This is a genomic window from Actinomycetota bacterium, from assembly GCA_019347575.1.
Classification (GTDB): domain Bacteria; phylum Actinomycetota; class Nitriliruptoria; order Nitriliruptorales; family Nitriliruptoraceae; genus JAHWKY01.
On sequence record JAHWKY010000068.1, the window covers coordinates 1 to 8739 of the forward strand.

Genomic DNA, 8739 nt, shown 5'->3' on the forward strand with positions numbered 1-8739 from the left:
TGCCGCGGCTCGCCGACGGTTCGGCCGCCGCGACGCTCTCCCTCACGCCGGACGATCTGACGGTCGCACGCGACGACACCGGCGTCCGGTTCACCGGGGTCGTGCCGGCGATGCTCGCCGCGGGCGACGCCGACCTCATCCTGCTCGGCGGTCGCGACGGCGACGGGGCCGAGGTCTGGACCGTGGTGCGCCGTGACGAGGTGGACGTCCGCGAGCGGGACAGCCTCGACCTGACGCGCCCCGTCTGCGAGGTCTCCGTCGACCTCACGGTCGGGCAGGATCGGCTGCTCACCGGGCTCGGCCCGGACGCCGTGCGCGGGGCCGCCGTCGCCGTGCTGGCCGCCGAGGCCGCCGGCGTCGCCGCCTGGTGCCAGGAGACCGCGACCGAGCACGCCAAGGTGCGTCGCCAGTTCGGCCGCCCCATCGGCCAGTTCCAGGCGGTCAAGCACGGGTGCGCCGACCTGCTCGTGCTCGTCGAGCAGGTGCGCGCGGCCGCGTGGGACGCCGCCCGGGCCCTGGCGACCAGCGACGACCCGGATCAGCGTGCCCTGGCCACGGCTGTCGCGGGCGCGACCGCGTTCGACGCCGCCGTGTCGTGCGCGCTCGAGTGCATCCAGATCCTCGGGGGGATCGGCTTCACCTGGGAGCACGACGCGCACCTGTACCTGCGCCGCGCGACCGCGGTCCGTCAGCTCCTGGGCGGGACGTCCGTGTGGCGCGACCGGGTGTGCGGGCTGGCACTGGCCGGCGCGCGCCGCGAGCTCAGCGTCGAGCTGGGCGATCTCGCGGACGTCGACGGGCTCCGCGAGGAGGTACGGGCGTTCCTCGACGACCTGCCCGAGGACCCGACGGACCGCCGCGCCGCCCTCGCGGACTCCGGCTACCACCGGCCGCACTGGCCGGAGCCCTGGGGTCGCGACGCCGGTCCCGTCGAGCAGCTCGTCATCGAGGAGCAGTTCACGACCGCCGGTGTCGAACGCCCCGACCTCGTGATCGGCGACTGGATCCTCCCGACGATCATCGCGCACGGCTCGGACGAGCAGCGGGAGAGGTTCATCCGCCCCACCCTGCGCGGCGAGATCACGTGGTGCCAGATGTTCTCCGAGCCGGAGGCCGGCTCCGACCTGGCCGCGCTCAGCACCCGGGCTGAACGCACGGACGGCGGTTGGGTGCTGACCGGGCAGAAGGTGTGGACCTCGCTCGCGCGGTCGGCGGACCACGCGCTGTGCCTGGCGCGGACCGACCCGGACGTCCCCAAGCACGAGGGGATCACCGCGTTCCTCGTCGACATGGACGCCGACGGGCTCGACGTGCGACCGCTCAGGGAGCTCACCGGCAACGACATGTTCAACGAGATCTTCCTCGACGGCGTCCTCGTGCCCGACGAGGACGTCCTCGGGCCCGTGAACGAGGGCTGGGAGGTGGGACGCACGACGCTGGCGAACGAGCGCGTCGCGATGAGCTCCGGCTCGTCGATGGGCTCCGGGGTCGAGCGGACCATCGGGCTGATCGCCGAGCACGGGGACCCGGAGGATCCGGTGCTGCGCGACCGGCTGGGGGCGCTGATCTGCGGGGGACAGGTGCTGTCGCTGCTCGGGTTCCGGACCACCCTCCGGCAGGTGTCGGGGGTGGAGCCCGGCGCCAGCGCGAGCGTGCGCAAGCTCGTGGGTGGCCTCCACGCGCAGGACTGTGCGGAGCTGGCCGTCGACGCCCTCGGACCCCTGGGCGCGACCGCCGAGGGCCCCGCCGCGAAGGCCACGTACGCGTTCCTCCAGACCCAGTGCCTCACGATCGCCGGCGGGACGACCGCGGTGCAGAAGAACGTCATCGCCGAGCGCATCCTGGGGCTCCCCCGGGACGACGCGGCACCGGACGGTGACGGGTGAGGCCGGGCGACCTCGACCTCGGACTGATGCTCGGGTACTGGGCCGCCGACGCACGCGACGACGTCCCGCTGGCACGGGAGGCCGAGCGTCTGGGCTACCGCTCGGTGTGGACCGCGGAGGCCTACGGATCCGACGCGGTCTCGACGCTCGCCTGGATCGGCGCCAACACGAGCCGTATCGAGCTCGGCACCGGCCTGATGCAGGTGTCCGCCCGCACGCCGGCCTGCACCGCGATGACCGCGGTGACGATGGACCACCTCACCGGGGGACGGTTCTCACTCGGACTGGGCGTGTCCGGGCCCCAGGTCGTCGAGGGCTGGTACGGCCAGCCGTTCCCCGCCCCGCTGGCCCGCACCCGCGAGTACGTGGGGATCCTGCGCGACATCTGGGCCCGGGAGGGGCCGGTCACCAACGACGGCGAGCACTACCCGCTGCCGCACCCCGACGGCACGGGGCTGGGCAAGCCGCTCAAGATCACCACCCACCCGCTCCGCTCCGACCTCCCGGTCCTCCTCGGCGCCGAGGGTCCGAAGAACGTCGCGCTGGCCGCCGAGATCGCCGACGGCTGGCTGCCGATCTTCATGCTGCCCGACCGCTTCGACGACCTGTACGGCGAGACGCTCGCCGCTGCCGACGACGGCTGGCACATCGCCTGCCCCGTCCACGTCGTCGTGGACGACGACGTCGAGGAGGCGCTGCTGGCGGTCAAGCTCAGCCTCGCCTTCTACATCGGCGGGATGGGGGCGGAGCGCGCCAACTTCCACAAGGACGTGATCGGCCGGATGGGGTTCGCCGACGGCGCCGAACGCGTCCAGAAGCTGTTCCTCGACGGCGACCGGGAGGCTGCCGTGCACGCCGTCCCGGACGCACTCGCCGACGGCATCGCGCTGTGCGGCCCCCCCGGTCGCATCCGCGAACGGCTCCAGGCGTGGATCGCCAGTCCCGTCGACACCCTGCTCGTCATGTCGCACGACCCGGCCACGCTGCGCCTCCTGGCCGACGCGCTGAGCTGAGCGGAGGAGGGAGCATGAGCGACGAGGACCGACCGGTCGAGGAGCTGGTGACCTACGAGGTCGCCGAGGGCATCGCACGCATCACGATCGATCGGCCCGAGACCCGCAACGCGCTGACGTGGCGGATGCGCGATCGCCTGGGCGACCTCCTCCGCGACGCGTCGGCCGACGTCGGCGTGCGGGCGGTCGTCCTGTCCGGCGCCGGTGGGACCTTCTGCGCCGGGGCGGACCTGCGCGTTCCCCAGCCGCCCGCGCCCCGCCCGGACGACGCACCCGACCGCGCCCCGGGCGAGGTCACGAGGCTGCTCCAGCGTGGCTGGCAGCGGCTGATCACCTCGGTGCTGGACTGCGACGTCCCGGTCGTGGCCTCGGTGGAGGGGGTGGCCGCGGGTGGGGGCGTGCCGCTCGCGCTCGCCTGCGACGTCGTCCTGGCTGCGTCCGACGCCCGCTTCGTGCTGTCGTTCGTGCAGCGGGGGATCGTCCCCGACGCCGGCTCGGCGTACCTGCTGGCACGGCTGGTCGGGCCGCTGCGGGCGAAGGAGCTCCTGATGCTGGGCGACCCGCTGGAGGCACCGCGGGCCGCCGAGTTGGGGCTGGTGACCCGCGCGGTGCCGGCGGAGGCGCTGCGCGCCGCCGTCGACGACGTCACGAGCCGGCTGGCGAGCGGTCCGACCGTCGCGCTCGCGCAGACCAAGCGTCTGATCAACCGGGCGCTGGACGTCGACCGGGCCACCGCCCTGCTGGAGGAGGCCACGGCGCAGGAGCTCGTCCAGTCCAGCCGTGACGCCCAGGAGGGCGTCCGCGCGTTCGTGGAGCGTCGGGACCCGGACTTCCGCGGCTGGTGAGCTAGTCGACGACGCCGCTCCGGCGTGCGAGGTAGTCCGGCGGCACGTGCACGAACACGCCCGTCGCGCGCGCGACGACCTCGCCCTGCTGGACCATCTCGCCGGACAGGTGCAGCTCGCGTCCGTCCCGTCGGTCGCACCACCCCTTCATGTCGATCGGCACGCCGAGGAGCACGGGGTGGAGGTAGGTCACCGACAGCTCGCGTGTGACCGCCGGCACGAGCACCCGCATCAGCACGAAGCCGAGCAGGTCGTCGAAGACGGCCGCGGTCGCACCGCCGTGCGCCACGCCCGGGCCGCCCTTGAACCGTGGCGCCAGCGTGGTCGTGGCGTGGACCTCGCTGCCCGGGCCGGCCACGATCTCCAACCCGAACCCGGTGTCGTTGTCGGGTCCGCACCCGAAGCAGCCGAGGCTGTGGTAGGGGAGGACGTCACCCTCGTCCCAGCCGCCGCGCCGGTAGGCGGCGACGATCTCGTCCATGCGGGGGTGGTCGATGCCGGCGCGGGGATCCCCGGCCTCGTCCTCCTGCGTCGCGGTGTCCTCAGCCACGGTGGATGATCGTGCGGATCTCGGTGACGACCGGCTCGCCGTCCTCGTCGCGCCAGTCGGTCTCGGTCACGACGAAGGTCATCGTGCCGCCGCCGGAGCCGTCCTTGGTGTAGATCTCCGAGACCCGGCCGCTGCTGGTCAGCACGTCGCCGACCAGGACGGGGCGGTGGTAGACGAACTCCTCCTCGCCGTGGAGGATCAGGCCGCCGTCGGCCGTCAGCTCGCCGATGATCGCCCACATCGGATGCTCCCCGCCGGCGTCGTCGGGCTGGAGCTCGGGGAAGGCGCCCCAGTGGTGCATGGCCATCGGCCAGGTCGGGGGCGTCGGGATCGCGTCGAACCCGGCCTCGGCAGCCGCGCCGGGGTCGCGGAAGACCGGGTCGTCGTCGGTCACCGCCTCCGCGAAGGCCGCGACGGGACCGCGCTCCACCACGACGGTCTGCGGCGGGAGGCTCGCGCCCACGTACCGGTCGACGCTCATACCCTCGCTCTCCCCGCTCATCGCTCGACCGCCGCGGTCGCCGATCCGACGACCACCTCGTCGCCGTCGCCGTTGACCAGCGCGCACTCGAGGTCCACCAGGCACTCGCCGTCCTGCTCGCGCTTCCCGGTGACCACGACGCGCGTCGTGAGCTCGTCCCCGGGCCAGGTCTGCGCCTTGAAGCGGACCTTGTAGCGACGCAGCGCCCCGGGGCCCACCCAGTCGGTCAGCGCCCGGCCCACGATGCCCATCGACAGCATCCCGTGGCCGAACACGCTCGGCTGCCCGGCCTCCTTGGCCTTGACCTCGTCGTGGTGCATCGGGTTGAAGTCGCCCGATGCGCCGGCGTACCGCACCAGGTCGGTGCGCGTCAGCGTGTGCGTCACCGCGGGGGCCGTGTCGCCCTCGGCGATCTCGTCGAACCTCACGGGGCAGCCTCCATCTGACGGGTCGTCAGGTCACTGGCGTCCAGACGCTACCGTTCCGCCGGCCGACACTCCAGACGGGAGGCGCGCATGGACCGCTTCGAGACGATCGGCCTCCGGATCGACGAGCACGTCGCCCACGTGACACTGGACCGGCCCGACGTGATGAACGCGTTCGACGGGCGCATGCTCGAGGAGCTGCGGACCGTGTGGCGCAGCCTGCGTGAGGACGATGCGGTGCGCTGCGTCGTGCTCGACGCCTCTGGGGACGCGTTCTGCACCGGGGTGGACCGCGACGCCGCGCTGGGCGAGGACGCCGACATGGCGATCGGCGAGGTCGGGGGACCGTTCCACTTCGACGACCCCGGGGCCTGGCTCGGCCCGAAGGCGAACGATCTGTGGAAGCCGGTGGTGGCCGCCGTCCAGGGCATCGCGTGCGGCGGGGCGTTCTACCTCCTCGGCGAGGTCGACGTGATCATCGCCTCGGAGGACGCGACCTTCTTCGATCCGCACGTCACCTACGGCATGGCCGCGGTGTTCGAGTCCGTCCACATGGCCCAGCGCATGCCGCTGGGTGAGGTCCTGCGCATGCAGCTGATGGGGGCGCACGAGCGTATGTCGGCGGAGCGCGCCCACCAGATCGGGTTCGTCAGCGAGGTCGTCGCGCGCGACGACCTGGCCGAGGCAGCCGGCCGCGTCGCCAGGACGATCGCGTCCCAGCCGCCGCTGGCCGTGCAGGGCACCCTGCGGTCGGTGTGGACCGCGGCGGAGCTGTCGCGCTCCCAGGCGCTCGACGCGGCCATCCCGCTGATCAGTGCCGGCAATAGCGAGGAGGCCCTGGCGATGGGCCAGCAGCGCTTCGAGCGGGGCGAGCGGGTCGAGTGGCGCCTGCGCTGACGCGAAGACGTGTCCGTCACGGGTGGGCCAGACGTCAGAGGCTGACGTACCGCTCGTGGTCGAGCAGCGAGCGTTTGAGGTCGAGACCGCCACCGAAGCCGGTGAGGGAGCCGTCGCTGCCGATGACCCGATGGCAGGGGACGATGATCGGCACCGGGTTGCGTCCGATCGCGCCCCCGACGGCCCGGACCGCCCGGGGACGTCCGATGTCGCGGGCGACGTCGCCGTAGGTGCTGGTGTGCCCGTACGGGATCTCGGTGAGTTGCCGCCAGACGGTTAGTTGGAACTCGGTCCCGCGCAGATCGAGTGGCACATCGAAGTTCCGCCGGGCGCCTGCTGCGTACGCATCGAGCTGCGCGACGGCCTCCACCAGGAGGTGGTGTCCGGGATCGTCCTCGGTCTCCCCGTCGATCTGAACCTCGTGGTCGGCGTCGGGCCACGTGACCGCGCGCAGGCCCTCGTGCGACGCGATCAGCGTGAGCTGCCCGTACTGCGTGTCGTGCTCGGTCCGGGCCAGGGCGTCGGTTTTCATCCTGCCGCTCCGTTCGGGTCGACGGTCCACAGCATCTGCGCGGCGTACGCCCGCCAGGGGCGCCAGGGTTCGGCTCGTCTGTCGAGCTCGGCACCGGATCCCGCGAGCCCGAGCGCCGAGGCGCGGCGTCGCAACCCCAGGTCCGATGCGGGGAACGCGTCGGGGTCGCGCAGGGCGCGCATGGTGATGTACTCGAGTGTCCACGGTCCGATGCCCGGGATGGCCGCGAGGCGCTGTCGGACGTCGGCACGGTCGCCGGCTCCATCCAGTGGGAGCCCTTCCTCGGCGATCGTCTCGGCGAGGTCCCGCAGCGTTCGCTGACGCGGCCCCGTCAGACCGACCGGGGCCAGGTCGGCGTCTGCGATCGCGGCCGCGGTCGGGAACGTCCGGGTGAGCGTGCCATCCGGATGTGCGAGGGGTACCCCGCACCGCGCGACGAGCCGGGCCGCCATCGTGCGGGCAGCCGCCACCGAGACCTGCTGGCCGAGCACCGCCCGGACCGCGAGTTCGACCCCGTCCACCGTCCCGGGAACCCGCAGTCCTGGGCGTCGCGCCGCCATCGGACGGAGCCCGGGATCCGCGGTCAGCACCTCAGCGATGTTGGCCGGATCGGCGTCGAGGTCGAGAAGGCGCCGGCACCGTTCCACCGCCGACGGGAGGTCGGCGAGGTCGTCCAGGCGCAGGGTGCCCAACACGTGGTCGCCGTCAGGCCGCAGCTCCACCGTCGCCGCACCCCGCGGTAGCCGCAGGGTGCGCCGCAGGGTCCCATCGACCACCTCCTCGACCCCGGGGATCGCCCGGGTCGCGAACCACCGCAGCATCGCTCGGGCGTCGAACGGTGTGCGATGCGCCAGACGTACGGCGATCGTCCCGGGTGGGCCGACCCGGGGACGGTGGCGGGACACCTGACGCAGACGCGTCGGCGTACGGTCGAACACCTCACGGACCGTCGCGTTGAACTGACGGATGCTCGAGAACCCGGCCGCGAAGGCGATCTCCGAGAAGGGGCGGTTCGTGGTCTCGATGAGGACCCGGGCCGTGGTGGCCCGCTGCGACCGTGCCAACTCGATGGGTGTCGCACCGAGCTCGTCGACGAGGACCCGCCGGAGGTGACGTTCACTCACCGCCAGCTGGCGTGCGAGCCCCGGAACCCCGGCGCGGTCGACGGCCCCGTCCGCGATGAGCCGCATCGCACGTCCGGCGAGGTCGGCCCGCAGGTCCCAGTCGGGGGTACCCGGGGCAGCATCCGGGAGGCAGCGCTTGCACGCGCGGAGCCTCGCGGCCTGCGCAGCCGCGGCCGTCCGGAAGATGCGCACGTTCGCGGCCTTCGGCGTCACCGGTGCAGGACAGCTCGGGCGGCAGTAGATGCCCGTCGACGTCACCCCGACGATGAACCGGCCGTCGAAGCGGGCGTCGCGACTGGCAACCGCCCGGTAGCACTCCTCGAAGCTCAGCTCGATCGCCGGGTGAACGCGCCCACCGTCCACGTCCACCACCGCACCTCCTCCCTGCCTGCGGCCACGATGATGGCGTACCCGATGCGACGCGACTGGCGGTAATCGGACAGGAACATCCCGCTGCCACGAGCCGCACGACGGCAGGCGCGCGAACGCGCCGTTCGCGCGGCCAGGACACACCGTTCACGGACCGGGGCCCAGCGCCCCGGACTCGTCGAGGTGGGCGATCGTCGCGTCGTCGTAGCCGGCGACCTCCCGCAGCACCTCGTGCGTGTGCTGGCCCACGGTCGGAGCACGACCCGGGGGCGGCAGCTCCTCGTCGACGATCCGGACGGGGAACGGGAGCATGTCGCTGCCGTGCCGGTCCCGGGGCAGCAGCGGCAGGCGCGCTTGGAACTGGGGGTCGTCGGTGACCGTGCGGGGCGCGCCCGAGCGGTGATCATCGGCCAAGCCGACCAGCCGTTTGGCCACGAACCGCGACCGCCACTTGCCCACCGTCGCCTGGCTGCACCCCAACTCCGCCGCCACGGCTTGGTTGGCCCAAACCCACGGTCTGCGGCGAGCTCCGTCGTTTCTCGCGCCCAGCCGACTCTTGCCGATGCCCGCTTCACCAAGGACGAATACAACCGACCCTGCACCCGTCGAGGCCGCTG

At 73.0% G+C, this 8739-nt stretch carries 10 protein-coding genes; 4 read left to right on the plus strand and 6 right to left on the minus strand.

Annotated features, from left to right (window positions below; genetic code table 11):
- From KY469_21595 to KY469_21605, 3 genes are all read left to right on the plus strand, one after another.
- Positions 1–1886 (plus strand): acyl-CoA dehydrogenase family protein (locus tag KY469_21595; GenBank protein MBW3665697.1); only part of this gene is annotated, 1886 nt, incomplete at its 5' end.
- A gap of 26 nt (positions 1887–1912) precedes the next feature.
- On the plus strand, positions 1913–2899 hold the full coding sequence (locus tag KY469_21600) for an LLM class F420-dependent oxidoreductase (protein ID MBW3665698.1): 987 nt from the start codon (positions 1913–1915) through the stop codon (positions 2897–2899).
- 14 nt (positions 2900–2913) lie between these two features.
- A complete protein-coding gene (locus KY469_21605) occupies positions 2914–3744 on the plus strand; it encodes an enoyl-CoA hydratase/isomerase family protein (GenBank protein MBW3665699.1) in 831 nt (276 codons plus the stop codon).
- Between the two features lies 1 nt (position 3745).
- Here KY469_21605 and KY469_21610 read toward each other — a convergent pair whose 3' ends face one another.
- From KY469_21610 to KY469_21620, 3 genes are read right to left on the minus strand one after another with little or no spacing between them, the layout of a single operon-like run.
- Positions 3746–4294, minus strand: coding sequence for a PaaI family thioesterase (locus KY469_21610; GenBank protein MBW3665700.1), 549 nt, complete (start codon positions 4292–4294; stop codon positions 3746–3748).
- Positions 4287–4775, minus strand: coding sequence for a MaoC family dehydratase N-terminal domain-containing protein (locus KY469_21615; GenBank protein ID MBW3665701.1), 489 nt, complete (start codon positions 4773–4775; stop codon positions 4287–4289). Before KY469_21615 ends, KY469_21610 begins: the two co-directional genes overlap by 8 nt.
- Positions 4776–4792: 17 nt before the next feature.
- Entirely contained in the window at positions 4793–5203 is a 411-nt protein-coding gene (locus KY469_21620; GenBank protein ID MBW3665702.1) for a dehydratase, read from the minus strand.
- 87 nt (positions 5204–5290) lie between these two features.
- Here KY469_21620 and KY469_21625 point away from each other — a divergent pair, with 87 nt between their 5' ends.
- Complete coding sequence (locus KY469_21625; protein ID MBW3665703.1) at positions 5291–6097, plus strand: enoyl-CoA hydratase/isomerase family protein; 807 nt, start codon at positions 5291–5293, stop codon at positions 6095–6097.
- 34 nt (positions 6098–6131) lie between these two features.
- Here the strand turns inward: KY469_21625 and KY469_21630 are convergent, their stop codons facing one another.
- The 3 genes from KY469_21630 to KY469_21640 all read right to left on the minus strand — a co-directional run.
- Positions 6132–6629, minus strand: a complete 498-nt coding sequence (locus tag KY469_21630; protein MBW3665704.1) for a methylated-DNA--[protein]-cysteine S-methyltransferase — start codon at positions 6627–6629, stop codon at positions 6132–6134.
- Positions 6626–8089: a helix-turn-helix domain-containing protein gene (locus KY469_21635; GenBank protein ID MBW3665705.1), complete on the minus strand. Its 1464-nt coding sequence runs from the start codon at positions 8087–8089 to the stop codon at positions 6626–6628. Before KY469_21635 ends, KY469_21630 begins: the two co-directional genes overlap by 4 nt.
- A 180-nt stretch (positions 8090–8269) precedes the next feature.
- The coding region (locus KY469_21640) for a helix-turn-helix domain-containing protein (protein MBW3665706.1) at positions 8270–8739 on the minus strand (470 nt) is incomplete at its 5' end.